We start from the raw sequence: 26,541 nt of genomic DNA on the forward strand, positions 1-26,541 counted from the left end.
TACTTTCGCACCGAACCAACGGAGCAGGGACGATCGCAAAGAAGAGGGCCACGGCACCGAAGTTTGAAAAAAAATCCGCTTCGTCAAAAGCCAGGCCGCCTCCTTCCAGCGCTCCGCACCTCGATCAAAGCCCTTATTGGCAAACTTGGACAGATCAATCATCAGATCTTTGAAGCACTTGCTTACCCTGCCAACAAAGCGTCAAAACGACTCAAATTTTTCAGAACCGGACCACGCGGCCAAGCTGCCGCCAAAGGTCGCTTAAGCGGCGACCTGAAATTTTGCCGGGGGGTGGTTCGGCATTTCTCAAAAAGGGAGGTGACTGTACCATGCTGATACCCAGCGCAAAGAATAAAGTTCTCCGGTATGTTAACACTTTGACACCAAGCTGTGCTGGCAGCGTACATTTTTCTCCGGCAAAATATGAGTTGTCGTGGTGTCCCGAGTTCTTTTTGGATGAACCCGGCCTTTTTTGCATTTATCCATTTCCATGCGCCGCCCCCCTCCCCTTCTGACTGCCCTTGTCCTCGGCTTGGCCTCGTGTTTTTGCGCTCAGGGACAAACCAGCCTCAAGCCTGAAGGTGCCAGCCCAAATGCCCCTCGGGTGAGCAGCCTGGGCACGCGCTTTGCCAGCATTCCCGGCACTACTGTGCAGTTTGCCATCTGGGAGACGCGGCTCTCCGAATGGAATGAGTTTCTGCGCCAGAAAAAGTATCCATGGTCCTATCAGACGCACTTTGAGCAATCGCCAGAGCACCCTGTGGTAGGCGTCAACCTGCAGGATGCCGTGGCTTTCTGCAATTGGCTCACCGAAACTGAGCGCGAACAGCACCTGATCGACAGCTCCCAGAGCTATCGCCTGCCGACGCCGGAAGAGTGGGACTCTGCCGTGGGTCTGGCCCGTGGTCGCAAGAAGGTCAGCCTCTCCGCTGAAGACCGTCTGCTGGACGATCAAATCTATCCTTGGGGGCAGGACTGGCCGCCGCCAGCGAAGACCGCCAACTTTGCCGATGGTGAGATCACCGGCTACGCGAACGACGGCTATGCATTCACCGCACCGGTAGGAAGCTTCACTCCTACTCGGGAGGGACTGTTTGACCTCGCGGGGAATGTCTGGGAATGGACCCAGCCAGTGGAGATCCGGGCGCAACCGACCGGGGTCCTGCGCGGCGGCTCCTGGGCCTATTTCCGTGCTGAATGCCTCACCTCGGCCTATCAGTATGTCGTTCCTGCAGACCTGCGGGCCCCCACCATTGGCTTTCGCTGTGTGTTTGATGACAAACGCCGTACTGCCAGCCTCCTGGCCGCCTCAGATGCGGAGAAAAAGCAGGCTTTGGAGGAACGCATGAAGGCCATGACTGACAGCCGCAAGGTGGACGCCACTGCGGTGGAAGCACTGCGCAAGCAGATGCAGGGCAAGGGCGATGACGGCGGCCTGCCCGACCCTGGAAGTCTCAAACCCGCAGCAGCGGATGGCAGCTCCTTCATCAATGCGCTGGGCATGCGCTTTGTCCCCTTGCAGGAGAAAAGCGGCCCTCTCATCTGCGTCACGGAAACCAGCGTGCGCGATTTCGAAACCTGGCTGCGGGATACCGGACGCAACTGGAGCCAGAAACCCTCCTTTCTGCTGGGTGGGAATCATCCTGCCGCCGGTGTGTCCTGGGAAGATGCCATGGCTTTCTGCGCCTGGCTGACCGAGCGCGACCGCGCCAGCAAGCTCATCCCTGCCACTGCCTCCTACCGCCTGCCGAGCGACACCGAGTGGAGCCTGGCTGCGGGTTTGAAAAATGAAACCGGCGCCGATCCCGCCGCGAGGCATCTCGCGGACAAAACACATTACCCCTGGACGCCCAAGCCTGATGACTGGAAACCGCAAGCACTCGCTGCCAATCTGGATGCCACCAAAATCCCCGGCACTACAGACAATTACTCCTACACTGCACCTGTGGACAGCGCGCGCGGAAACGCTCTGGGCCTCTATGAAATGGGCGGCAATGTCTCTGAATGGTGCGCGGATGCATGGCCCGGTGCGCCGGAAGAGCGCGTCATCCGCGGCGGCAGCTGGCTGAGCTTTGACAAAGAAGCACTGCTGACTTCCGCCCGCTCACATGCGCTCAAGAACGCCTCCCGTGCAGATCTGGGCTTCCGCTGTGTGCTGGATTTTGGCACGCCTTAAGTGCCATCAGCACAGCTTCAACAGGCGCCGGATTGGGTCCGGAGAGGATGGTGATCTGGTGGCACTTAAGACAGCGCCGCGATCACTTCGATCTCCACCAAGGCTCCCAGCGGCAGTCCTGCCACGGCAACGGTCGAACGCGCGGGTTTGTGACCGGCAAACGCGGCCTCATACAGCGGATTGACCTTGGGGAAATCGGCCATGCTTTGCAAAAACACGGTCGCTTTGATGACAGAGCTCAGCGTCAGCCCCTGCGCTTCCAGCAGCGCGCGGATATTGGCCAGCACTTGGGTCGTCTGACCTTCCACATCCGTCGCCACGATCTTTCCCGCTGCCGGATCAATGGGAATCTGGCCTGAGCAAAACAGCAGACCTCCATGCTTCACTGCTTGAGAATACGGACCGACCGCAGCCGGGACCTGGGGAGTGTTGTTGATGAGTTCCATGCGGATGTCATAACGATCTGCACCCGTGATTCAAGCCTCGACATTCATTCGCCATCGATTCGCCTCATCAGGGCCGCGCTTGGCTCCAGTGACTATTCCCCATGCTCACCACCCGCCACCCAAGGCTTTGATCAGGGCCACGGTCGCGTTCAGACGACGCGAGCGGAGATCAATGGCACTGCGCTCGGCATTCAGGGCCGTGGCTTGCGCGGTGGCAACGTTGATGTAGCTCAAGGTACCCGCCTCATACTGATTGGTGGCGATTCGTTCGCTCTCCCGGGCCGCATGCACCGCTTCATTCTGGGCTTCAGTTTCGGCGGCCAAAATGCGCAGCGTGGACAGCGCATCTTCAGATTCCTGCATGGCGGTTAGCACAGCCTGCCGGTAATCTGCGACGGCCTGCCGCCAGGTGGCGTCCGCCTGCGCCTTGGCGGCCAACCGCTGGCCGCTGTCAAGAATCGCTAGGCTGGCATCAGGACCAAACGACCAGAAATTGTTCCCCTGCGCAAACAGGTTGGCCAAGGCACGCCAGCCAGTGGCGGTCCCCAAAGAGATGGTGGGGAAAAAGGCGGCGATGGCGGCACCAATACGTTCGTTGGCAGCAGCCACGCGACGCTCACCCGCGGCGATGTCAGGGCGGCGCTGAAGCAGCGTTGATGGAGCCGTGGCTGGCAATGCGGGAATGTGAGAAGTGAGAGTGGCCGGCTTTAAGCCGAAATCGGCGGGGGCACGGCCAGTCAGCACGGCCAGAGCATGCTCCATCGTCGCCCGTGTCACACCGGTTTCGATCAAAGCGGCACGCGAGGTCGCAAGCTGAGTCGCTGCGAGAGCGACATCCGCCTCGGAGGCCACACCTTGTGCTTTGCGGTTTTGCGTGAGTTCCAGCGACTTGGCGTAGCTGGCCACCTGGCGCTCCAGCAAGAGCCTCTGAGCGTCGGCAGCGCGCAGTGAAAAGTAGCTCTGCGCCGCCTGAGTTTGCAGGGTGAGCCTGGTGGACTCCACATCCGCCTGCACCGCCTCGACGTCCGCCTTGGTTGCCTTGGCGGTATGGCGCAGACGTCCCCAGAGATCCAGTTCCCAGTTGGCCGATCCTCCTACGGATTGAATACTTTTCACGCCTGAACCGCTGCGGGCGGCATTGATGGAGTTGGCGTTGCTGGAGCCGCCTAGGGCACCGCTCTTATTCACGGTGTAGTCGCTCGTAGCAGAGGCCGTTGGCAGGAAGGCAAGCTTGGCGGCCGTGAGCAAAGCCGAGGTCTGCTGCGCTTTCGCCACGGCGGATTGCAGCGATTGATTGGAAACCTCCAGACTTTTCATGATGGCGTCCAGATCGCTGTCATGAAAGATGGACCACCAGTTGCCACGCGGCAGATGATCGGCGGGCTGCGCAACTTTCCAGCCGCGGCTCTCCTTGAAGTTTGCCGGCAGATTCATCACCGGAGCCTGTTTCTTGGGTGAGAAACTGCAGCCTGCGGCGGAGAACAGGAGAATGATGACAAAAAGACGATTCATAGAGTAGCGGGAACAGGAGCAGCATTCATGACCGGAGCGGCACGATGTTTTTTCAGAAACCGCAGTCTGAGGCCATCAAGGAATAAGTAGACCACGGGCGTGGTGTAAAGTGTGAGCATCTGGCTGACAATCAACCCGCCAACGACCGCCACGCCGAGAGGCCTGCGCAGTTCCGAGCCAACACCAGTACCGAGTGCCAATGGCAAAGCACCGAGCAAGGCGGCACAGGTGGTCATCAAAATGGGGCGCAGACGCAGCTTGCAGGCTTCAAAGATGGCCTGGAATGAATCAAGCCCTCGTTCGCGTTCGGTTTGCAGAGCAAAGTCGATCATCATGATGGCGTTCTTTTTCACGATTCCGATGAGCAGGAAGATGCCGATCATCGCCATCACCGTGAAATCCATGCCGCAGACATACAGGGCAAGCAAGGCCCCTGCGCCTGCGGAAGGCAGGGTCGAGAGGATCGTCAGCGGATGCAGGAAGCTCTCATAAAGAATTCCCAGCACGAGGTAGATGACGAGCAGAGCGGTGAGAATCAGAACCGGCTGGCTGTCCAGCGAGGCCTGGAAGGCACCCGCCGTGCCGGCAAAAACGCGCTGAACATCTTCGGGAATCTGCAGTTTGTTCACCGCATTCGTGATGGCTTCCGTGGCGTCTGCAAACGCCACTCCGGGCGGGATGTTGAACGAAAAGGTCAGCGCCGCAAACTGCCCCTGATGGCTGATGGACAGCGCAGCAGGTGCGAACTCCCACCGCGAAAGCTGGTTCAATGGCACGAGCTTGCCGGAGTCGGAACGCACCATCACCTGATCAAAGGCTCCGGGGTCGTCATTTTGAGATGACTCTAAAATCACGCGGTATTGATTCAGCGGCGCATAGATCGTGGAAACCATGCGCTGGCCGAAAGAGCTGTTCAGCGCACTGTCCACCGCCTGCATGCTCACCCCAACACGAGCGCAGGCGTCACGGTCAATAACTAGCCTGGTGACGGTGCCCTTGTCTTCGAAATCACTGTTCACATCCACGAGTTCCTTGAGACCAAGGAGTGCCTGACGCACACGCGGCTCCCATTTGCGCAGGGTCTCCACATCCCCGGCCTGAAGCGTGTATTGATACAAGGCACGGCTGGAGCGCCCGCCAATGCGCAAATCCTGCGAAGGCATCAGCAGCAGGGTGGCACCTGCGATTTTTGAAAGCTTTCCTCGGAAACGAGCCAGCACGACATCGACCGTATCACGCTGGCTCAGAGGTTTGAGTGAGATGAAGACTCTGCCGCTGTTTTTCGGCCCGCCCATGCGTGAGTCAGAACCGCAGCTTGCATTCACCTTTTCAACCGCCGGATCTGCCTGCGCAATCTTGGCGATCTCGATGATTTTCTCGCGCATGGCCTGGAAGGAGATGTTCTGATCCGCGCTGATGCCGCCAATGAGCAGGCCCGCATCCTGCTGCGGAAAAAAGCCCTTGGGGATCGTGACATAAAGCCATCCGGTCAGACCAACGATGCCAATAAGCGCCGTCAATGTGAGCCAGTGATGCCGCAGGGCGATGTGCAGCGTGCTGGCGTAGAATGACTGAATCCAGTGAAAAATGCCGTCAGACAGCCGCGCAAAATAACCGGGCTTGTGGCCTTCCTTTTCTGCGCTCAGCAAACGCGCGCACATCATCGGCGTGGTCGTGAGCGAGACCACAAGCGAAACAGCAATGGCCACGGAGAGCACGACGGCGAACTCTCTGAACAACAGCCCCATGAGACCTCCCATGAGCAGGATGGGAATAAACACGGCGATCAGTGAGACGCTCATCGAAATGACCGTGAAAGTCACTTCACGCGTCCCCCGGCGCGCCGCCTCCATCACGGGCACGCCATTTTCGACATGGCGGGTGATGTTTTCCAGCACCACGACCGCATCATCAACCACAAAGCCAGTGCTGACGGTGAGGGCCATCAGTGAGAGATTGTCCAGGCTGTAGCCGCAGAGATACATGACACCAAAAGTGCCGAGAAGGGACACAGGCACCGCCACGCCCGGAATCAAGGTGGCCCGTACCCGGCGCAAAAAGGCAAACACCACCAGGATGACGAGCAAGGTGGCTATCAGCAGCGAGTACTGCACATCATCAATCGAGGCACGGATGGTCACTGTGCGCTCCATGGTGATGTCCAGATCCATCGAGGCGGGAGCCATCGCACGGAGTTTTGGCATCATGGCTTTAATCTTGTCCACCACCTCGATAATGTTCGCTCCGGCCTGACGGAAGACGATGAGCGACACGGAGACCTTGCCATTGGTGCTGCCGTAGTTGTAGGCGTCCTGCACAGAATCCGTCACTTCACCGAGATCCGCCAGCCGTACGGCCGCACCATTGACGTAGCTGACGATGACGTTTTTGTACTCGTCAGCCTTGTCCATTTGATCGCTTGCCAGCACCTGCCAGCGTCGATTTTCATCTTCAACCACCCCCTTGGGCCGGTTCACGTTCGCAGCGGCGATGGCGGCGCGGACGTCTTCCATGGTGAGATTCGCCCGCGTCATGGCCGGCATGTTCATGCTGACGCGCACGGCGGGCAGCGAACTGCCGCCGACGCTGACACTGCCCACGCCTTCGATTTGTGAAATCTTCTGCGCGATCACCGTCGAACCGACATCATACATCTGGCCAGAGGTGGCGACGTCCGAAGTCAGCGCCATGATCATGATCGGCGAGTCCGACATGTTCATTTTGCGGTAAGTCGGATTGCCCGGCATGCCCGTTGGCAGCAAACTGCGCGCTGCATTGATGGCTGCCTGCACGTCCCGAGCGGCGCTGTCCACGTCGCGGCTGATGTCAAACTGCAGGCTGATGCTCGTGCTGCCCTGCGAAGAGGATGAGGTCATCTCCGTGATCCCGGCGATGCGGCCCAGCGTACGCTCCAGTGGCGTGGCTACCGTGGCGGCCATGGTCTCGGGACTGGCGCCTGGCAGAGAGGCCGAGACGGAAATCGAAGGCATGTCCACCTGCGGCAAGGGCGACACCGGCAGATTCGTGTAAGCCAGGACACCCGACAACGCGATCGCCAGCGTGGCGAGCGTGGTCGCCACGGGACGGTGGATGAAGGTGTCGGTCAAATTCATGCAATGGCAGGAATTTCAGCCGCCTCTTCTTCCCGGCGTGAAGGCGCAAAGCGGTCAAACATCAGATAGATGACCGGTGTGGTGAAGAGGGTGAGCAACTGGCTGACAAGCAAACCACCCACCATCGTAAGTCCCAGCGGATGGCGCAGTTCAGAGCCCTCCCCGCTGCCAATCATGAGCGGGAGCGCACCGAGCAAGGCGGCCAGGGTGGTCATGAGGATCGGGCGGAAGCGCAGCAGGCAGGCCTGATAGATGGCCTCCCGTGGCGGCATGTTGTGCTCGCGCTCAGCCTCGATGGCGAAGTCGATCATCATGATGGCGTTCTTCTTCACGATGCCGATCAGCAGCACGATGCCAATGATGGCCATGACTCCGAGTTCAGTATGCGTCAGTTCCAGCGCCAGCAGGGCACCCACTGCAGCAGAAGGCAGCGTCGAAAGAATCGTCAGCGGATGAATGAAACTCTCATAGAGGATGCCGAGCACCAGATACATGACGACGACGGCGGCAAGGATGAGCAGCAGCTGATTGCTCAGCGCGCCTTGAAACGCGAGAGCCGTGCCGGCAAAGGCAGTCTCAATGCTTTCGGGCATGTTGATGTCGTCTTTGATGCGTTCGATTTCCGCCACCGCAGCCCCCAGAGAGGCACCGGGTGCCAGATTGAAAGAGACGGTGGCGGCGGGAAATTGATCCTGATGTGCAATGGCCAGCGTGGCGGGCTCCTCGATGATTTTGGCCATCGTGTTCAGGAGCACCTGCTGCCCGCCGGAGGATGGCACGCGCACCTGATCAAAAGCCGAGAGTCCTGACTGGAACTCCAGCCCATGCTCAAGGACCACGCGATACTGCCCGCTTTGGGTGAAAATGGTCGAAACAAGTCGCTGCCCAAAGGCATTGTAGAGTGCCGCATCGATGGCGGCGACCGTCACGCCGAGGCGGCTCGCCGTTTCACGGTCGATCACCACGCGCGCCTGCAGACCTTTGTCCAGCAGGTCGTCGGCCACGTCCGCCAGCAGGGGTGATTTCCGCAGTTCGTCCACCAACTGGTGCGTCCACAACTGCAATGATTCAATGCTGGGAGACTGAAGCGTGTATTGAAACTGGGTCCTGCTTACGCGGTCCTCGATGTTCAAATCCTGCACCGGTTGCAGATACAACTGCACGCCCGGCAGACGATTGGCCTTGTCCTGCAGACGTCGGACGACCTGCGCGGCAGTCACATTCCGCTCATGCCTCGGCACAAGATTGATCAGCATGCGTCCCGTGTTGGGGGTGGTGTTCACGCCATCCACACCGATGAAGGACGAAACACTTTTCACGGCCTCATCCTTCGTGACCAGACGTGAGAGCTCCTGCTGCTGCTGGCCCAGCGCCGCGAAAGACACGCTTTGCGGTGCCTCTACAAAGCCTTGGATAAGGCCAGTGTCCTGCAATGGGAAGAAGCCCTTTGACACGCTTTGATACAGCAGCCCGGTCGCCACAAGGGTGGCGGCAAAAACGAGCATCATCGTCGCGCCATGATCGAGCACCACACGCAGCACCCGGCCATAGAGCGAGATGATGGCATCAAAAGCACGGGACACCCTCTGCGCGATCGGCCCTTCCCCGCCATGCTTCAGCAGGCGGGCGCACATCATCGGCGTCAGAGTGAGCGAGACGACTGCCGAGATCACGATGGAAATGGCCAGCGTGATGGCGAATTCACGAAACAATCGGCCCACCACATCCTGCATGAACAGCAGCGGAATCAGCACCGCGATCAAGGACAGGGTGAGCGAGATGATGGTGAAACCAATCTGCTTCGCCCCTTTCAGCGCAGCCGGCATCGGCTCTTCACCATTCTCGATGTATCGCGCGATGTTTTCGATCATCACGATCGCGTCATCCACAACGAAGCCCGTCGCGATGGTCAGCGCCATGAGCGTCAGGTTGTTCAAACTGAAACCGCACAGCCACATCACGGCAAAGGTTCCCACGAGTGAAAGAGGCACCGCGACCGCCGGAATCAACGTCGCACGCAGGCTGCGCAGGAAGACAAAGATCACCGCGACCACGAGGAAGATGGAGAGCAGAAGTTCGTACTGCACATCCTCCACGGAAGCACGGATCGTGGTCGTCCGATCAGTGAGAAGCTGCATATCCACCGACTGCGGCAGATTCTCCTTCAGCTTCGGCAGCATCGTCTTGATGCGGTCAGCCACTTCGATGACATTGGCTCCCGGCTGGCGCTGCACATTGACGACGACCGCTGGCTGCACTGTCGTCGAAGGCTTCACATCCGCCCACGCGGCGAGGCGCATGTTCTCGGCATCATCCACCACGTCAGCAACATCGATCACTCGCACAGCGGCGCCATTGCGCCAGGCGATGACGAGATTGCGGTAGTCATCAACGGAGAGCAGCTGGTCGTTGGCATCGACCGTGCTGCTGCGCGTGGCATTGTCAAAGCCACCCTTGGGCTGGTTCACGTTTCCCATGGCAATGGCATTGCGCAGATCCTCGGTGCTAAGGCCACGTGAGGAGAGGGCCACGGGATTGGCGCGAATGCGCACCGCAGGCCGCATGCCTCCGCTGAGCGAGACAAGGCCCACCCCGGAAATCTGCGACAGCTTGGGCACGAGCCGCGTGTCAGCGGCGTCCTGCACCTTGATGAGCGGCAGCGTCTGCGAGGTCAGCGCCAGCGAGATGATGGGAGCATCAGCCGGATTGACTTTGTTATAGATGGGCGGATTGGGCAGATCCGTGGGCAGCAGTGTTGCGGCGGCATTGATGGCCGCCTGCACGCTTTGTTCGGCTATGTCCAGACGGAGCCCGAGCGTGAACCGCAGCGTGATCACAGAAGAGCCGCCGCTGCTGATCGAATACATCTGCGCGAGGCCGGGCATCTGCCCAAACTGACGCTCCAAAGGGGCGGTGATGGAGGAGGTCATCACCTCGGGTCCCGCGCCGGGATAAAGTGTGACGACCTGGATCGTCGGATAATCAACCTGGGGCAATGCCGCCACCGGCAGCAGCCGGTAAGCCAGCCCACCGACAAGCAAAACCGCCACCATCAGCAAGGTGGTTGCGACAGGGCGCTCGATGAAGATGCGGGAGGGATTCATGCGTCAATCTTCATGCGATTTCAGCCATCATGACAAAGGCGCGCTTTTGCCGCCCTTCCCTTCCCCCTTGGGCTTGTCTCCTTTGGGGCGTTCTCCCGGTGCCGTCTTGCCTGGCGTGATGACTTCCACTTTGGCGCCATCACGCAAACGATCCACTCCTTGAGTGATCACCTTTTCTCCCGGCTTCAATCCTTCAGTGATGAGAACACGCTCTCCTTGGACGGGCCCGGTGACGAGATTGCGCAAGGTGACGGTGCTGTCCTCTTCTTTCAGAACATAGGCATAGGCGCCCTTGGCACCGCGCTGGATGGCTGTTGCTGGTGCCACTGTGGCTTTCGTCCTTGTGTCCACCAGCAGGCGCGTGATGACAAACTGGTTCGGAAACAGCAGGCCGTCGGCATTGGGCAGCTCCGCCTTCAGTTTCAAGGTGCCTGAGGTGACATCGATCTGATTGTCGGTCGTCAGCAGCTTGCCGCGTCCAAGCACCTTGTTCATCTCCTTGTCCACGGCCTCCACCAACACGGGTTCACTGCCAGCGAGACGCTTGCGCACAGCAGCCACACGCTCCTGGGGAATGGAAGAGATCAGGCCAATGGGATCCATCTGCGTGATGATGACAAGACCGTTCACATCCGAGGCACGGATCATGTTGCCCGCATCCACCTGACGCAAGCCAACCCGCCCGGTGAGCGGAGCCGTGACCTTGGTGTAGCTGAGCTGAAGTTCCGCACTCGCCACCGTGGCACGATCCGAAATCAAGGCTGATTCATACTGCCGCACCAAGGAGATTTGAGTGTCCACCTGCTGTTTCGCGATGGAGTCCTGCTTGAGCAATTCGGTGTATCGGCTGAGATCTTTGTTGGCATTGGCCAGCAAGGCCTCGTCCCGGGCCAGCTGCCCTTTGGCCTGGTCGAGAGTCACTTGAAAGGGACGCGGATCAATCTCTGCGAGCAAATCACCCGCCTTGACCATCTGCCCTTCCACAAATCGCACCTTGTCCAGCTGCCCGTCCACACGACTGCGCACCACCACCACATTTAGAGGTGTAACGGTGCCTGCAAGACTTACCCATTCCTCGAAGTCTTCTTGCTTCACTTCCCCGACGGTTACTGCGGCAATCCCCCCTCGCGCGCCACCTTTGCCGGCCGCGCCCATCCCTCCTGCTGGAGGTGCTGGCCGGTGCATCCAAAGCCAGCCGCCGCCTGCTAAAACCAACAAGATGATCACGAAGCATCCGGCGCGGCCTTTCGGCGATGACGAATGGGAAGAAGGGGCGGTGTCTTTCATGTCAAAATCGGATCGCGCACGTGGACAACTATCCAAGTATCAGCGCACGCGAGACTACGAATCTGGCATGCGCTTAGAAGCAGTCCAGCGACAGAGCGGCAGAAGAAAAAAAATATAGGCAGTCGGAAAACGACTACAGCCATGGCCCTGTCAGGCCCGAATCCTATCAAGTGTAGCGGCTGCCACGAGAGCCGGATCAGCCCAGTTCTGAAACCGGCCTAGGCGTGAGGTCAGCAACCCCTTTTGGAAACATGCGGTCGCGGGCCGTGAGGATTTCAGGCTCGTCCGTCGTGACCAGAACCACATGCTCGAAATGTGCAGATGGTTTGCGGTCTGTGGTGACGACAGTCCATTTGTCCTCAAGAATGCGTGTCTTCCCTGTTCCCATGTTGATCATGGGCTCGATGGCCAGCGTCATGCCAGCTTTGAGGCGTGGGCGGTCGCCTTTTTTTCCGTAGTTCGGCACCTGCGGCTCTTCGTGAAGTTTTCTGCCGACTCCATGGCCGACGAACTCACGCACGACGGTGTAGCCATATTGGGTGACGTGGTGTTCCACGCTGTGGCACAAATCGCCAAGCATCCAGCCGTCACGTGCATATTTGACGGCATTGAGAAGTGATTCTTCCGTAGCCGCCAAAAGGTGCAGCGTTTCCTTGGCGACATTGCCAACAGGTACAGTCAGAGCATTGTCCCCTACCCAGCCGTCGTAATAGACACCGACATCGATTTTGACGATGTCGCCATCCTGAATCACGCGCGGACCACCGATGCCATGAACGACTTCTTCGTTAATGGAGATGCAGATGGTGCCAGGAAACTGGCGGTAGCCGAGAAAGGCGCTGGTGGCGCCGCACGCCTTGATTTCGGCGGCGGCAAAACGATCAACTTCGGCGGTCGTCACCCCAACATGGACCTGCGAGGCGGTTTTGATCAGCACATCACGTGCGACCTGGCAGGCCCTGCGGATACCTTGCTGCTGCGCGCCGTGACGGATTGGGATGTTCCCGGATTTTACAAAAGCCATGACGCGCTGGATGAAGCTCACTTAAGGGCAAGTTTATACACGACGCCAATCAAGACCATGATGGCGAGAGCAACCCACAGCCACACGACGGTGGTGGAGTCCACGGCGCGTGCGCCTTGCTGAATGCGATCGACACGACCACGGATACGGCCCTTCTTGAGGAAACCATCATAGTGGCTCTGCAGGAGATGCGTTTCGACCTGGCGCATGACATCAAGCACGACACCGACAAGAATCAGCAGGCTGGTGCCGCCAAAGAACTGCGCAGCGGAGCTTGAAATTTTCATCGAGCTGCTGACGACGCCCGGCATTACATAGAGACCCGTGAGGAAGATCGCACCAGCAAAGGTGAGACGGCTCATGGTGAAGTCGAGGAAGTCGGCAGTCGGCTTGCCTGGGCGAATGCCCGGAACGTAGCCACCGCTCTTCTTGAGATCTTCCGAAATCTGCGTGGGCTGGAACATCGTGGCCACCCAGAAGTAGCTGAAGAAGAAGATCAGCAGCGAGGAAGCCACATAATAAACCCAGCCACTGCTGATAAACAGCGCCATGCGCTGGATCCAGTTCACATCCTTGAAGAGCGAAGCCAGAATGGTGGAGGGGAACAGAAGAATGGCCTGGGCGAAGATGATCGGCATGACGCCGGAATAATTGATCTTGAGCGGCAGATACTGTGTCTGACCACCATAGACCTTGCGACCGACAACGCGTTTGGCGTAGGTGATCGCGATGCGTCGTGTCGCCTGGGTCAGGGCAATGACACCAGCGATGACGAGAATCATGAAGCCCATGAGAAGGACGAGAGTGAAGGCGCTGGCAGGGCTGGCCTTGATGCTGCCCACAAATGTCTGCCAGACCTGAATCAGAGCGCCTGGAAGATCGGAAACGATGTTCACGCAAATGAGGATGGAGACACCGTTGCCAATGCCGCGATCCGTGATCTGCTCACCCAGCCACATCATCAGCATGGTGCCTGCAGTGATGGTGATAACGCTGGTGAAAACGAATCCAGCTCCGTAGTTTGGAACGAGCGGCCTTCCGCCCAATTTATCGATGGCATCCTGCAAACCAGCCATGAGGTAGTTCTGGGCAGGATCGTGCAGAGACTGGGCCAGAAGTGTGGCCTGAAAGACGCAGAGCACAATGGTGGCAATACGGGTGTATTGCGTGATCTTCTGCCGACCACCTTCTTCACGAGCCAGCTTGCTCAGAGGCGGCCAGACGGCTGTAAGGAGCTGCAGCATGATGCTGGCGCTGATGTAGGGCATAATGCCCAGAGCGAAAATAGCGCAGTTTTGCAGCCCACCCCCGCTGAAGATATTGAGCAGCGCGGCGACCTGTGAGGCACCGGAGGCATTGTCACCCGCTTTGTTTTCAATCCAGGCATTCAGCACGGTGGCATCAACACCCGGAAGTGTGATGGACGTGCCGATGCGGACGATGACAATCATCGCCAAGGTGAAAAGAATGCGCGAGCGAAGTTCGGGAACTTTGAAGCTGTTGGCGAAAGCAGAGATCATGAGAGAGAGGCTCTAAGCGAAGATGGGCCTGCTTCCTGACAGCGTTCGCTGCGCGGAGACCGGCCCATCAAAGAGGTTGGTTGGGTCAGAAAAAATCAGGCAGCGATGGAACCGCCGGCCTTCTCAATCTTTTCACGGGCCGTAGCGCTGACTTTCGCGCCCTGAATAGTGAGCTTGAGGGCAAGATCACCAGTGCCGAGAATCTTGATGAAGTCGCAATTGCGGCTCACCAGACCTGATTCGCGCAGTGCGGCTTCATTGATGACAGCGCCATCTTGGAAGGCTTCGTTAAGCTCGCCAACGTTCACGACTTCGAAGACGTCCTTGAACTGCTTGTTGTTGAAGCCCTTCTTTGGCAGACGGCGATGCATTGGCATCTGACCACCTTCAAAGCCGGGGCGGATGCCACGACCAGCGCGTGCCATCTGACCTTTGTTGCCTTTACCGGAGGTTTTACCGTGACCGGAGCTTTCGCCACAGCCGATGCGCTTGCGGCGCGTCTTGGCACCGGGGCGGGGTTTGACGTCTTGGAGTTGCATGGAAATTTAAAAGAGGAAAAAGAGATTCAATCAGAGGGCCTTGCGCTCTTTGATTTCCTTGCCGCGAGCGCGGAGGATTTCATCGGCAGGGCGCAGTGCGGTGAGCGCAGCAAGAGTAGCGCGAACGACGTTGGCGTGGTTGCTGGAACCCAGCGACTTGCCGATCACGTCCTTGACGCCTGCGGCTTCAAGAACGGCGCGGGCGCCGCCACCAGCAATGATGCCGGTACCTGCCGTGGCAGGCTTGAGGAGGATGTGTCCGCCACCATGGGAGCCCACCACTTCATGAGGGATGGTGCTGTCCTTGAGGCAGATGGAGAACATGTTCTTGCGGGAAGCTTCGGTCGCCTTCTTGATGGCGTCGGAGACTTCGTTGGCCTTGCCAAAACCGCAGCCCACTTTGCCCTTGGCATCGCCGGAAACGACGAGTGCGCTGAAGCTGAAGCGACGACCACCTTTGACCACCTTGGCGCATCGGTTGATGTGAACGACTTTTTCGACACCATCCGTCTCACGCGGCGCGCGATCATCACGACCACGGAAACCACCGTAGGAAGGAGTCGGAGCTGGTGCAGGAGCCTCCGCAGGTGCGGCGGCTGGGGGATCGATAACTACTGTTTCTTCGGCCATAAATTTACGCGAGGCGGTTTTAGAATTTCAGACCCTTTTCACGGGCGGCATCTGCAAGGGCTTTCACCTTGCCGTGATAAATGAAACCGGCACGGTCAAAGACCACTTCGGTGATGTTTTTTGCCATGGCGCGCTCAGCGAGGAGAGCACCGACTTTCGTGGCGTTCTCGACGTTGGCCTTGCCAGCGCCGTAGCCTTTTTCCTTGGTGGAAGCCGAAACGATCGTCTTGCCGGCAGTGTCGTCGATGACCTGAGCGTAAACGTTCGTGTTCGAGAAGTAAACTGCGAGACGGGGACGCTCGGCGGTGCCGCTGAGTTTGCGGCGGATGCGCTTGTGGATACGAGCGCGGATATCTTTGCGATTGGTAAGAGCCATGATGAGTATCTCCGGAAATTATTTGACGGATTTGCCGGCTTTACGGCGGATGTGTTCGCCCACATAACGCACGCCCTTGGCCTTGTAAGGCTCTGGCGGGTAGTAAGCACGAATGTCAGCAGCGAGCTGGCCGACAACCTGTTTGTCGATGCCTTCGATGGCGATCTTGGTGTTTTCAGTGACGGTCACTTTCACGCCCGCTGGAATGGGGTGCAGACGGTCATGGGACTGGCCAAGCTGAAGATCGATGTTCGAACCTTTGACCGCAGCACGGAAACCCACGCCGTGGATCTCAAGATTGCGGGTGTAGCCCTGGCTGACGCCGATGAGCATGTTCGAGATCAGACGCTGAGTGGTGCCGTGAAGGGCGCGCACTTTGCGGTCTTCGGAATCGCGGGTGACGTTGATGGTCTTGGCGTCCGAATTGACTTTAACACCGAGCGGAAGAGTCCAGCCGAGTTCGCCCTTCGGGCCCTTGACCTGCACAGAGCGGTCGTCACCAACCTTGATGGTGACCTTGTCTGGAATGGAAATGATTTGTTTGCCTACGCGTGACATGATGGTTGTGACGGTTGGGGGTTACCAGACAGTGGCGAGGAGTTCACCGCCCACTTTGGCCTTGCGGGCCTTGGCACCTGTCATGATGCCACGTGGTGTGGAAAGGATGGAGATGCCCAGGCCGCCGAGGACGCGAGGAATCTCGGTGCTGCCGACATACTTGCGCAGACCAGGCTTGCTGACGCGGTCGATCTTGCGAATGACGGCGGTCTTGTCCTGATACTTGAGCTTGAGCTTAAGGCGGGGATGGGTGGCGTTGGTGTCCACTTCGTAGCCCCAGATGTAGCCTTCTTCCTGCAAAATGCGGGAGAGTTCGGCCTTCAACTTGGAGAAGGGAATGAGCACCTGCTCCTGCTGTGCTGAGCAGGCGTTGCGGATGCGGGTGAGAAAATCTGCGATCGGGTCGGTCATGACGCTGAGGGTGTCCGGGTGTTGGGGTTATGCGGCGGCTTCAGTGCCATCTTCCTTCTTCGGCTGAGCGACGCGGGTGCGGAATGGCATGCCCAGGGTGCGCAGCATTTCACGCGCGTGGTCATCATTGTTCGTGCTGGTCACGAAGGTGATGTCGAAACCAAGCTGACGCTTGATCTTATCGAGCTCGATTTCTGGGAAGATCGACTGTTCGGCGACGCCGAGGGTGTAGTTGCCACGACCGTCAAAGGCACGGGGGGCGACACCACGGAAGTCACGGATACGAGGGATGGCGGTGCGCACGAGGCGCATCATGAAGTCATACATCTTGCCACCACGAAGTGTGACCTTGACGCCGACGTTTTCACCTTCACGCAGCTTGAAGTTGGCGATCGCCTTCTTGCTCTTGGTGATGACGGGCTTCTGGCCGGTGATGAGAGTCACTTCATTCACGGCGTCTTCGATCGCCTGCTTACGCTCCGCCTGACTGCCGATGGCGCAGTTCACGACGATTTTTTTGAGCTGGGGGACCTGGTGGATGTTGGCAAGACCGAGCTGGGTTTGCAGCTCAGTGCGTTTTTCTTTATATAGGGTCTGTAGTATGTGTTCCATGATTCAGTTTGGGCTGTGCCGCCTTTCCCTCGATGATCGCACCGTGCGGGAGCGACGATGACGAGGGGGGAGGCAAATGGGGGGCGTTGCTTTAGGCCTTGGCCTTCTTCTTCGCAACTTTCTTTTTCTTCTCTTTCACAGGCGCATCAACGCGCTTGACATTGGAGATGTGGATCGGGGCTTCCTGCTCTTGAAAGCCGCCGGCCTGGTTCTGCTGGGTTGGCTTGATCGCTTTCTTGATCATGCGCACGCCTTCGACGAGCACGCGGTTTTTAGCGGTCTGCACTGCCAGAACGACTCCCTGGGCGCCTTTGGCGGCTCCGGAAATGACGACGACATTGTCGCCTTTTTTAACGTGGGTCTTGGTACGGCTCATTGGAATTACAGCACTTCAGGTGCGAGGGAAACGATCTTCATGAAGTTTTTGTCGCGCAGTTCACGGGCCACAGGGCCAAAGATGCGGGTGCCACGCGGGTTGTTATCTTTGTCGATGATGACCATGGCATTGCGGTCAAAGCGCAGGATCGAACCATCGACGCGGCGGATTGGATGCGAGGTGCGCACGATCACAGCGCGGACGACTTCACCTTTTTTCACGGCTGCGGTCGGGGTCGACTCACGCACGTGGGCGGTGATGATGTCGCCAACGTAGGCGAAGCGGGTGTTTTTCTTGCCGAGCACGCCGATCATCGTGGCCAGTCGGGCACCGGTGTTGTCAGCCACCGGGATTGAGGACTCCATTTGCAACATAAACTGTTTCTCCTGGTCAGGTTAGGGGGTTCAAAAAATACGACTAGTGCTTCTGCACTTCGATCAGCTCCCAGCGCTTAAGCTTGGAAAGAGGACGGGTTTCAGCGATCAGCACCTTGTCACCTTCTTTGGCCACGCTGTTTTCGTCGTGGGCATAGAACTTGGAGGTTTTGCGCACAATCTTCTTGAAGATTGGATGCGGAACGCGGCGTTCGACTTTGACGACGATGGTCTTCGTCATCTTGTCAGACACCACGGTGCCGACGCGCGTCTTGCGCACGGCTGGTTTTTCGGTGGCTGCAGGGGCTGCTGCGGTGGGTTCGCTCATGATATTAGAAATGCTTCAGGGGGTGATGACCGGATCAGGCGGCCTTCTTGGCAGCCGCAGCGCGGGTGCGCTCGGTGATGATGGTTTCGATCCGGGCGATCTCGCGGCGGATATGGGTCAGACGGGCTGGATTTTCGAGCTGACCGCCACCTGCGCTCTGCTGCACACGCAGATTCAGCGCTTCCTGCTTCAGTTCGCGACGGCGTGCGGAGAGTTCTTCCACAGTCGATTCACGGAGTTCTTTGATCTTCATAATTCAGTTCGCGTTGGTTATTTGTGCAGGCTTTCGCGGCTGACGAAGCGGCAGCGGAGGCCCAGCTTCGTAGCGGCAAGACGGCAGGCTTCACGAGCAGTGGCTTCGTTCACGCCGGAGATTTCAAAGAGCATGTGTCCTGGAAGGACCACTGCAACCCAGAATTCTGGAGCGCCTTTACCCTTACCCATTCGGACTTCTGGTGGACGCTGGGTGACTGGCTTGTGAGGGAAAATACGGCAGAAGACTTTTCCCTTACGCTTGAGGTAGCGGGTGATGGCCACACGGCAGGCTTCGATGTGGATGTTTTTGATCCAGCCGCGCTCAAGGGTCTGGAGACCGAAGTCACCAAAGTCCAGTTTGTTGCCGCTGGTGGCGTTGCCGCCGCGGTTGCCGCGCTGCGATTTGCGATATTTTACTCTGCTTGGAAGAAGGGCCATACGTCTAGGTCCGGTGGAAAGGGTTTAGTTCGAAAGAAAAGGGCAAATTAAGCCTGGGCTGCTGGGGCGGGGGCTGGAGCTGGGGCACCATAGCCACCACCACCACCTGGACGGCCACGGTCACCACCGCGGGGACCAGGAGCGCCAGGACGGCGATCTCCACGGTCATCTCTGCGTGGGCGACGGTCGCCGGAAGGACGGGACACGCCTTCTGGAGCATTGCCACGGTTCATCCAGCACTTGACGCCGATGATGCCGTAAACAGTGCGAGCTTCAGCGAAGCCATAATCAATCGGAATACGCAGGGTCTGAAGAGGCACCTTGCCCTGGCGATACCACTCAGCGCGGGCGATGTCAGCACCACCGAGACGACCGGCGCAGCGGAGACGAATGCCATCAGCACCCATGTCCATGGCGGTCTGCACGGAGCGCTTCATGGCGCGGCGGAAGGAAATACGGCGCTCAAGCTGAACGGCCACGGCTTCTGCGACGAGCTGGGCGTCGAGTTCTGGCTGCTTGATTTCGAAGATGTCGATCTTGACCTGCTTGCCACCGCACATTTCAGAGACCTTCTGGCTCATGACGTCGATTTCCTGACCTTTACGGCCAATGACGAGACCCGGGCGGGCGGTGTGAAGAGTCACGCGGACCTGGTTCCAAGCGCGCTCAATCACGATCTTGGAGATGGCGGCCTGCATGAGCTTTTCCTTGAGGTAAGCACGGATGGCAAGGTCGCTGTGGAGCGAGTCTGCGTATTCTTTTTCAGGTGCGTACCACTTGGAGCGCCAGTCTTTGGTGACTGCAAGGCGGAAGCCGATCGGATTTACTTTCTGTCCCATAAAGTGAAGAGGTGCGGTTGGGGGGCGTTGCGGTTATTCAGAAGCTTTCTTGGCTTTGGCTGCCTTCTTGAGGGCAGGAGCGTTGCGGCGGGCGGATTTAGGAGCCTTCTTCTCGCCTTCAGCCTTGGCTTCTTCAGCCTTAGGTGCGCCGATGATGACGGTGATGTGAGTCATGCGCTTCTTGATCGGAGCGGCTGAACCACGGGCACGTGGCATGATGCGGCTCAGCACCGGGCCCGGAGTGGCGATGGCGGACTGAACGATGAATTCAGAGGCATCCTGCTCGTGGTTGTTCTCAGCGTTCGCGATGGCGGAACGAAGAGTCTTGCCAACAAGGAAGGCGGCTTTCTTTGGAGTGAAGTCGAGAACGCTCAGCGCCTGGGAGACGGGCATGCCGGTGATGGCACGTGTGACCTGACGGGCTTTCTGCGAGGAGATCCTGGCGTATTTGAGGACGGAACGGACGGACATAAAGCGAGGGGGGGTTCTTGACTTCGTTAGAGAGATTTGTTGAGATCGACGCGACCCCGGTCACCGACGCGGACGGGATCATTGGCAGTGGCCAGTTCCTGGACTACCGCACCACAAACAGAGTTGCGGACTTCAGTAACAAGGACTTTCGCGATGGGCTTGTCTTCGCGGTAAATTTCAAAGGGCATACCCGGCTTAACCCCATCTTTAGCACCGATGGAGAGAACGGCGATGCCGAGTTCACTCTTCAGGCTGACGACGCGGGCGTTTTGCAGGTCACCCACAGCCTGGCCGTTCTGACCACCACCGGCTTTGACAAGCGCGGCATCGGCAGTGGTAATGGCTTTGTTCAGACGGTCGGCGGCGGCAGGATCAGCGTTTTGAGCGCTTTTCATCAGGCCCATGCCCGACTCAGCGAGTTCAATCAGAGCGTTGGCGAGTTCGTCGCGCTGCTCTTTCATGATGCGCAGGTCGCTGAGTGCAGCGAGCAGGCGCTCCTGAGTTTGATCCTTGGAGTTTTCGAGTGCTCCAACACCAAGACCTTCGAGGAGACCGCGTAGTTTTTCGTAGCGATCTTTCAGTTCGTTGGTTTCAGCATTGGCGGCAGCGGCGCTCTGAGCCAGTGCGTCGTTCTTATCCTTGGCCGCAAGGATTTGAGCATCCTGGGCTTGGATCTTCGCGGCGGCGACTTGGAGCGAGATGTGCAGTTCCTGATTTTCGAGCCTGTCATCCGCACGCAGACCTGACACACCCACTGCAAGAAGCAGCGAGAAAGTGATGCAGGTGATGGAAGTGCGGAGTGACATGAAAAAGCTCGATGCTCAGGAATTACTTGGCAGCCTTGACGGTGACAGCACCGTGAGACTTGAACAGACGGGTCAGGGAGAACTCGCCGAGGCGGTGACCGACCATGTTTTCAGTCACGTAGACAGAGACAAAGTCTTTGCCGTTATGGACCAGGAAGGTGTGGCCGACGAGGTCAGGAGTGACCATGGAGGAACGTGCCCAAGTCTTGATGGGGCGTTTCTGCTTGGCGTCGTTAAGCTTGTCCACCTTGTCGAGGAGGGCTTGCTGAACGAAGGGACCTTTTTTGAGGGAGCGTGCCATGTGAGTGCGTGAGTGAGGAATGGATTACTTCTTGGCGTGACGGCTCTGGATGATGAGCTTGTTGGTCGCCTTCTTCTTGTTGCGGGTCTTCTCACCCTTCGCGTGGCCCCAAGGGCTGAGCAGGTGCTGACGACCACCACCGGACTTGGAACGACCTTCACCACCACCGTTCGGATGGTCAATCGGGTTCATACACATACCGCGGACGGTTGGACGTGTACCCTGCCAGCGAGTGCGGCCCGCCTTGGCGCTGACGACGTTCATGTGCTCGACGTTGCCGACCTGGCCAATCGTGGCGTAGCAGACGGAGAGGATCTTGCGGATTTCTCCGGAAGGCATGCGCACCAGGGCGAAGTCACCTTCACGGTTAGAAAGGACGGCGGCCTGACCTGCAGCACGGGCGACGACGCCGCCTTTGCCTGGGGAGAGTTCGATGTTGTGGATCGAAGTACCGAGAGGGATTTTGCTCAGCGGAAGAGCGTTGCCAACTTCAGGAGCGGCTTTTTCGCCAGCCATCACCGAAGCACCGACGCTGAGGGCGTTTGGAGCGAGGATGTAGGCGCGCTGGCCGTCCTTGTATTCGACGAGGGCGATGCGAGCGGAGCGATTGGGATCGTATTCGATGCCGACCACTTTGGCTGCTTCATCACGGCGGGACCGCTTGAAGTCGATGAGACGGTAACGCTTGTCGTGACCACCACCGATGTGACGGCAGGTGATACGGCCAGTGTTGTTACGGCCACCGGATTTGCGGAGAGCCACGGTAAGGCTTTTCTCCGGAGAATGCTTGGTGATCTCCTCGAAGGAGTTCCACTCTTTATAGCGATTGGTGGGCGTGGTTGGCTTGAATGTTTTCAGCGCCATGACGGTAGGATAAGTTAAAGGGTTGCGGGCCTGGGGTTACGCGAGGTCGAACTTTTCGCCAGCCTTGAGGCGGACGATCGCTTTCTTCCAGTGATTGGTGCGGCCGTAATCGGCGCGGCGCTCACGACGGGCCTTGCCGTCATAGTTCGCAGTGCGGACACCGGTGACTTTTTTGCCAAACAGCTTTTCGATGGCCTGTTTGATGTCGATCTTGGTGGCTTCGACGTCCACAGAGAACACGTACTCGTTGTTCTGTTCGCCCAGCAGCGTGGCTTTTTCGCTGAGACGGATGTTTTTGATGACTTTATGAAGGTCTTTCATGATCAGGCGGTCCTCTTGGCAAGGGTTTCAAGGGCGTCACCGGTCACCACAACGCTGCGATAGCGAAGGAGGTGTTCGGCATTCACTTCGTCAGCGGAGATAAGCTGAACGTTCTGGACATTGCGGCCGGCGCGGAAGGTGAGTTCATCAAAGCCTTTGCCGATGAGCAGCACATTTTTCGCGGTGGTCAGGCCATTGACGGCGGCGATGAAGCTCTTCGTCTTGCCATCAGCCACGGAAAAGCTGCCGGTGGTGAGCACTTCACCATCAAGGATCCGGGCGGTCAAAGCGGCGCGCAGAGCGAGCTTCTTGGTTCCCTTGGTGGTTTTCTTGGCCCAAACGGTTGTGTTGCGTGGGCCGAAGACGACACCACCACCACTCCAGATGGGGGAACGCTTGCTGCCCATACGAGCATTGCCAGTTCCCTTCTGGTTCCAGAGTTTCTTGCCGGAGCCGGAAACTTCAGAACGGTTCTTGGTGTGGGCGTTGCCCTGACGACGGTTGGCGCGGTAGGCCACCAGCGTGTCGTTGAGAGCCTGAGAGCCTTTATAGCCCTCGGTCAGTTGAATGTTAGCCGCCTTGGCGGCGTCGGCTGAGAGAATGGTAGCGGACATGGTTCAGTTCCTCGTTATTACTTCTTGGCGACGGCTTTTTTGCCGGGGCGCACCACAACGATGCTGCCTTTGTTGCCGGGGAGTGCGCCTTTGATGAGCAGGATGCCTTCTTCAGGACGGCTTTGCACGACGACCAGATTCTGGGTGGTGCAGCGGGTGGTGCCGTCATGGCCAGGCATCTTCTGGTTCTTCCAGACGAGACCGGGAGTCAGACGGCAACCGATGGAACCAGGACGACGATGCATCATGTGACCATGCGAAGCTGGCTGACCGGCGAAGTTCCAGCGCTTCACAACGCCTTGGAAACCTTTGCCCTTGGTGTTGCCGATGACGTCAACCACCTGGCCGTTGCTGAAGATGCTCGCGTCGAGCTTGGCGTCAGCTGCTGGCAGTTGGTCGTCGCCAGTGAGGCGGAATTCCTTGACGATGCGCTTGGCAGTCGTGCAACCGTGCTTCTTGAAGTGGCCCAGCAGTGGTTTGGTCACGCGGGAATCCTTCAACTGGTCGCCGTAGCCGACCTGCACTGCGCTGTACTTGTCTTTGCCATCGCTGCGCTTCACCTGAAGAATGGTGTTGCCGCTGACGTCAACCACTGTGACCGAGATTGCGTCGCCCTTGGCGTCGTAAACTTTGGTCATACCGAGTTTTTTACCGATCAATCCGAGACTCATGAGTGTGTCCTCCTGTTATTAAAGTGATGAGATCGAGTTAGATCTTGATGGTGATGTCCACGCCGGAAGGAAGGTTGAGCTTCTTGAGCTCGTCCACGGTGCGGGAGGTTGGGTCAACGATGTCCAGCAGACGCTTGTGTGTGCGGATTTCGAACTGGTCCATCGACTTCTTATCGACGTGCGGTGAGCGGTTCACGGTGAACTTCTCGATGCGGGTTGGCAGCGGGATGGGGCCTGCAACACGTGCGCCGGTGCGCTTCGCGGTTTCGACGATGTCGGCGGTGCTCTTGTCGAGCACGCGGTAGTCATAGGCGCGGAGGCGGATTCTGATGCGTTGATTAGTCATGACGATGGTCCTTAGGGTAGGGTTTCAGTGCGCGTGGGCCGTGTTACTTGGAGCCTCCACGCTGCTCGACGATCTGCTCAACAATCTGATGCGGGACCTGCTCGAAGTGAGAAGGCTGCATCGAGTAGCTGGCGCGTCCGGAAGAAAGAGTGCGGATGGCGGTGGAATAACCAAACATTTCAGCAAGGGGAACTTCAGCGCGCAGGATGGCGGTGGTGCCGCGGCTGTCCATGCCCTGAATCTTGCCACGACGGCGGTTCAAGTCACCCATGATGTCGCCCTGATAATCTTCTGGCGTGGAAGCTTCCACAGCCATGATCGGTTCAAGGAGAATGCACTTGGCTTTCTTGAGAGCGTCCTTGACGGCGAAGATGCCGGCCATCTTGAAGGCGTTTTCGTTGGAGTCCACTTCGTGGCTGGATCCATCGACAAGGTCGATGTGCATGTCGATCACCGGATAACCAGCGATGATGCCGTTGAGAGCTGCTTCGATGCAACCCGCCTTGGCTGGGTTGATGAATTCCTTTGGAATCGTTCCGCCGACCACTTTGTTTTCGACGACGATGCCCGAGCCCTTCTCACCAGGACGCACCTTGATGACGACGTGTCCGTATTGACCACGGCCACCAGACTGCTTGACCAGCTTGCCTTCGCCATCGGCAGGGATGGTGAGCGTTTCGCGGTAGGCGATCTGCGGCTTGCCAGTGGTGGTTTCCACTTTGTGCTCGCGCTTGAGGCGGTCGCAGAGAATTTCGAGGTGTAGCTCGCCCATGCCGGCGATGATGACCTGGCCGGTTTCTTCGTCCGTCTTGACGAAGAACGTTGGATCTTCTTCGGAGAGGCGCTGAAGGGCGTTGCCCATCTTTTCCTGGTCGCCCTTGGTCTTTGGCTCGACGGCCATCGAGATCACGGGTTCTGGGAATGTTGGTGGCTCGAGCAGGATGTCGAGATCTTCATCACAGAAGGTGTCGCCAGTGCGAACGTCCTTCACACCCACGAGGGCGGCGATGTCACCCGAGTAGCAGGTGTCGATGTCCTTATGAACGCTGGCCTGAATCTGAATCAGACGGCCCACGCGCTCAGATTTGCGGGTGCGGGGATTGTAGATCGTGTCGCCCTTTGAAACCTTGCCGGAATACACACGGAAGAACACGAGACGGCCAAACTTGTCGGACCAGAGCTTGAAGCCGAGGGCGCAGAACTTGCCATTGTCATCCGGCACTGCTTCAACCTTGGTTTCTGGATCGTCGACGAGCTGTCCGGTCTGCGGCTCAATGTCAAGCGGTCCTGGGAGATAATCGATAACGGCGTCGATCAGATACTGCACGCCTTTGTTCTTGAAGGCGGAACCACCGGCCATCGGGATGATCTTGTTGGCGATCACCGTGCGGCGAAGGGCTTCCTTCACTTCCTTGATCGTGATTGGCAGTTCCTCGAGGAACTTCATGCCCAGCTCTTCGTCCTGGTTGCAGATTTCTGCGACGAGGCCTTCATAAGCTTCCTTGGCCTTGGCGATTTCAGCACCTTCAAGGTCACGCACCTTGTAGGAGGAACCAAACTTTTCGTCGTCGTTGTAAATGATCGCCTTCTGGTTCACCACGTCGATCTGGCCGATGAGGTCTTCTTCAGCACCGATCGGGATGAGGATCGGCCAGGCATTGGCACCGAGCTTCTTGCGAACGTCGTTAACCACATTGTCGAAGTTGGCACCGGTGCGGTCCATCTTGTTCACGAAAGCGATACGAGGAACGCGATACTTTTCAGCCTGACGATAAACGGTTTCGGACTGAGGCTGCACGCCAGCCACACCGCAAAGCACGAAGATGGCGCCATCGAGCACACGGAGGGAACGTTCCACTTCAGCGGTGAAGTCCACGTGTCCGGGGGTGTCGATGATGTTGACGCGAATGTCTTCCATCTCACGCAGCTTGAAGATGCCTTCTTCCTTGAGCTGCTTCCAGCGTGCCGTCACGGCAGCAGAGGTGATGGTGATACCACGCTCTTTTTCCTGTTCCATCCAGTCTGTGGTCGCAGCGCCGTCATGCACTTCGCCGATCTTGTGGATCATGCCGGTGTAGAACAGAATACGCTCGGTCAGGGTCGTCTTGCCCGCGTCAATGTGGGCACAAATCCCGATGTTGCGGGTGCGCTCAAGTGGGTATTCGCGGTTGGGGGAATTGGGGTTCGACATGGGTCGGAAAAACGAAAAGTGGACGGAAACAGTAAAGT

General features: G+C 58.2%; 29 protein-coding genes. 1 reads left to right on the plus strand and 28 read right to left on the minus strand.

The features are described 5' to 3' along the window. Positions 1–490: 490 nt before the first annotated feature. Positions 491–2,176, plus strand: a complete 1,686-nt coding sequence (locus tag WAW39_RS09750) for a formylglycine-generating enzyme family protein (protein WP_422318232.1) — start codon at positions 491–493, stop codon at positions 2,174–2,176. Positions 2,177–2,241: 65 nt separating this feature from the next. On the opposite strand, the gene WAW39_RS09755 is transcribed toward WAW39_RS09750, so the two are convergent. The 28 genes from WAW39_RS09755 to fusA form a co-directional block, all read right to left on the minus strand. Continuing rightward, positions 2,242–2,622, minus strand: a complete 381-nt coding sequence (locus WAW39_RS09755) for a RidA family protein (protein ID WP_294399027.1) — start codon at positions 2,620–2,622, stop codon at positions 2,242–2,244. Positions 2,623–2,727: 105 nt separating this feature from the next. Then, positions 2,728–4,134, minus strand: a complete 1,407-nt coding sequence (locus tag WAW39_RS09760) for an efflux transporter outer membrane subunit (protein WP_422318235.1) — start codon at positions 4,132–4,134, stop codon at positions 2,728–2,730. Continuing rightward, complete coding sequence (locus WAW39_RS09765) at positions 4,131–7,247, minus strand: efflux RND transporter permease subunit (RefSeq protein ID WP_422318237.1); 3,117 nt, start codon at positions 7,245–7,247, stop codon at positions 4,131–4,133. Before WAW39_RS09765 ends, WAW39_RS09760 begins: the two co-directional genes overlap by 4 nt. Then, on the minus strand, positions 7,244–10,351 hold the full coding sequence (locus WAW39_RS09770) for a multidrug efflux RND transporter permease subunit (RefSeq protein ID WP_422318239.1): 3,108 nt from the start codon (positions 10,349–10,351) through the stop codon (positions 7,244–7,246). Before WAW39_RS09770 ends, WAW39_RS09765 begins: the two co-directional genes overlap by 4 nt. A 27-nt stretch (positions 10,352–10,378) precedes the next feature. Next, the gene (locus WAW39_RS09775) at positions 10,379–11,638 is read right to left on the minus strand and encodes an MdtA/MuxA family multidrug efflux RND transporter periplasmic adaptor subunit (RefSeq protein ID WP_422318241.1); all 1,260 of its coding nucleotides are present in this window, start codon (positions 11,636–11,638) and stop codon (positions 10,379–10,381) included. Between the two features lie 196 nt (positions 11,639–11,834). Beyond that, positions 11,835–12,662: a type I methionyl aminopeptidase gene (gene map, locus WAW39_RS09780; RefSeq protein ID WP_422318243.1), complete on the minus strand. Its 828-nt coding sequence runs from the start codon at positions 12,660–12,662 to the stop codon at positions 11,835–11,837. Between the two features lie 17 nt (positions 12,663–12,679). Then, positions 12,680–14,182, minus strand: a complete 1,503-nt coding sequence (secY, locus tag WAW39_RS09785; protein WP_397383899.1) for a preprotein translocase subunit SecY — start codon at positions 14,180–14,182, stop codon at positions 12,680–12,682. 95 nt (positions 14,183–14,277) lie between these two features. Further along, positions 14,278–14,721: a 50S ribosomal protein L15 gene (rplO, locus tag WAW39_RS09790; protein WP_397383898.1), complete on the minus strand. Its 444-nt coding sequence runs from the start codon at positions 14,719–14,721 to the stop codon at positions 14,278–14,280. A gap of 30 nt (positions 14,722–14,751) precedes the next feature. After that, positions 14,752–15,351, minus strand: a complete 600-nt coding sequence (rpsE, locus tag WAW39_RS09795; RefSeq protein WP_422318246.1) for a 30S ribosomal protein S5 — start codon at positions 15,349–15,351, stop codon at positions 14,752–14,754. 19 nt (positions 15,352–15,370) lie between these two features. After that, on the minus strand, positions 15,371–15,730 hold the full coding sequence (rplR, locus tag WAW39_RS09800) for a 50S ribosomal protein L18 (protein WP_422318276.1): 360 nt from the start codon (positions 15,728–15,730) through the stop codon (positions 15,371–15,373). Between the two features lie 15 nt (positions 15,731–15,745). Continuing rightward, a complete protein-coding gene (rplF, locus tag WAW39_RS09805) occupies positions 15,746–16,285 on the minus strand; it encodes a 50S ribosomal protein L6 (RefSeq protein WP_422318248.1) in 540 nt (179 codons plus the stop codon). A gap of 21 nt (positions 16,286–16,306) precedes the next feature. Further along, the gene (gene rpsH / locus WAW39_RS09810) at positions 16,307–16,696 is read right to left on the minus strand and encodes a 30S ribosomal protein S8 (RefSeq protein WP_395730657.1); all 390 of its coding nucleotides are present in this window, start codon (positions 16,694–16,696) and stop codon (positions 16,307–16,309) included. A 27-nt stretch (positions 16,697–16,723) separates the two neighbouring features. Further along, positions 16,724–17,308 carry a 50S ribosomal protein L5 gene (gene rplE, locus WAW39_RS09815; protein WP_397383895.1) on the minus strand — a complete coding sequence of 195 codons (585 nt, stop codon included), beginning with the start codon at positions 17,306–17,308 and terminating at the stop codon, positions 16,724–16,726. A 91-nt stretch (positions 17,309–17,399) separates the two neighbouring features. Next, the gene (gene rplX, locus WAW39_RS09820; RefSeq protein WP_300202268.1) at positions 17,400–17,684 is read right to left on the minus strand and encodes a 50S ribosomal protein L24; all 285 of its coding nucleotides are present in this window, start codon (positions 17,682–17,684) and stop codon (positions 17,400–17,402) included. Positions 17,685–17,689: 5 nt separating this feature from the next. Beyond that, positions 17,690–18,058, minus strand: coding sequence for a 50S ribosomal protein L14 (rplN, locus tag WAW39_RS09825; protein ID WP_294398988.1), 369 nt, complete (start codon positions 18,056–18,058; stop codon positions 17,690–17,692). 43 nt (positions 18,059–18,101) lie between these two features. Beyond that, positions 18,102–18,386: a 30S ribosomal protein S17 gene (gene rpsQ / locus WAW39_RS09830; protein ID WP_397383894.1), complete on the minus strand. Its 285-nt coding sequence runs from the start codon at positions 18,384–18,386 to the stop codon at positions 18,102–18,104. A 34-nt stretch (positions 18,387–18,420) separates the two neighbouring features. Beyond that, positions 18,421–18,639 carry a 50S ribosomal protein L29 gene (rpmC, locus tag WAW39_RS09835; RefSeq protein ID WP_294398985.1) on the minus strand — a complete coding sequence of 73 codons (219 nt, stop codon included), beginning with the start codon at positions 18,637–18,639 and terminating at the stop codon, positions 18,421–18,423. Between the two features lie 17 nt (positions 18,640–18,656). Beyond that, the gene (rplP, locus tag WAW39_RS09840) at positions 18,657–19,079 is read right to left on the minus strand and encodes a 50S ribosomal protein L16 (RefSeq protein ID WP_397383893.1); all 423 of its coding nucleotides are present in this window, start codon (positions 19,077–19,079) and stop codon (positions 18,657–18,659) included. Positions 19,080–19,126: 47 nt separating this feature from the next. Next, positions 19,127–19,918 (minus strand): 30S ribosomal protein S3, encoded by a 792-nt coding sequence (rpsC, locus tag WAW39_RS09845; protein ID WP_395730652.1) that lies wholly within the window; start codon positions 19,916–19,918, stop codon positions 19,127–19,129. Between the two features lie 33 nt (positions 19,919–19,951). Further along, positions 19,952–20,389, minus strand: coding sequence for a 50S ribosomal protein L22 (gene rplV, locus WAW39_RS09850; RefSeq protein WP_294398976.1), 438 nt, complete (start codon positions 20,387–20,389; stop codon positions 19,952–19,954). Between the two features lie 26 nt (positions 20,390–20,415). After that, positions 20,416–21,195 (minus strand): hypothetical protein, encoded by a 780-nt coding sequence (locus WAW39_RS09855; protein WP_422318255.1) that lies wholly within the window; start codon positions 21,193–21,195, stop codon positions 20,416–20,418. A 22-nt stretch (positions 21,196–21,217) separates the two neighbouring features. Beyond that, complete coding sequence (rpsS, locus tag WAW39_RS09860; RefSeq protein WP_294398970.1) at positions 21,218–21,496, minus strand: 30S ribosomal protein S19; 279 nt, start codon at positions 21,494–21,496, stop codon at positions 21,218–21,220. A gap of 24 nt (positions 21,497–21,520) precedes the next feature. Beyond that, entirely contained in the window at positions 21,521–22,360 is an 840-nt protein-coding gene (rplB, locus tag WAW39_RS09865) for a 50S ribosomal protein L2 (RefSeq protein ID WP_397384258.1), read from the minus strand. 36 nt (positions 22,361–22,396) lie between these two features. After that, positions 22,397–22,681, minus strand: a complete 285-nt coding sequence (gene rplW, locus WAW39_RS09870) for a 50S ribosomal protein L23 (RefSeq protein WP_294398963.1) — start codon at positions 22,679–22,681, stop codon at positions 22,397–22,399. Between the two features lie 2 nt (positions 22,682–22,683). Further along, on the minus strand, positions 22,684–23,295 hold the full coding sequence (gene rplD / locus WAW39_RS09875) for a 50S ribosomal protein L4 (RefSeq protein ID WP_422318259.1): 612 nt from the start codon (positions 23,293–23,295) through the stop codon (positions 22,684–22,686). Positions 23,296–23,312: 17 nt separating this feature from the next. Then, complete coding sequence (gene rplC / locus WAW39_RS09880) at positions 23,313–23,966, minus strand: 50S ribosomal protein L3 (RefSeq protein WP_422318261.1); 654 nt, start codon at positions 23,964–23,966, stop codon at positions 23,313–23,315. Between the two features lie 37 nt (positions 23,967–24,003). After that, positions 24,004–24,312, minus strand: a complete 309-nt coding sequence (gene rpsJ, locus WAW39_RS09885; protein WP_294398955.1) for a 30S ribosomal protein S10 — start codon at positions 24,310–24,312, stop codon at positions 24,004–24,006. Positions 24,313–24,355: 43 nt separating this feature from the next. Beyond that, entirely contained in the window at positions 24,356–26,503 is a 2,148-nt protein-coding gene (gene fusA, locus WAW39_RS09890) for an elongation factor G (protein ID WP_422318263.1), read from the minus strand. Positions 26,504–26,541: the final 38 nt, after the last annotated feature.

It is taken from the genome of Prosthecobacter sp., assembly GCF_049294395.1.
Lineage (GTDB): Bacteria > Verrucomicrobiota > Verrucomicrobiia > Verrucomicrobiales > Verrucomicrobiaceae > Prosthecobacter.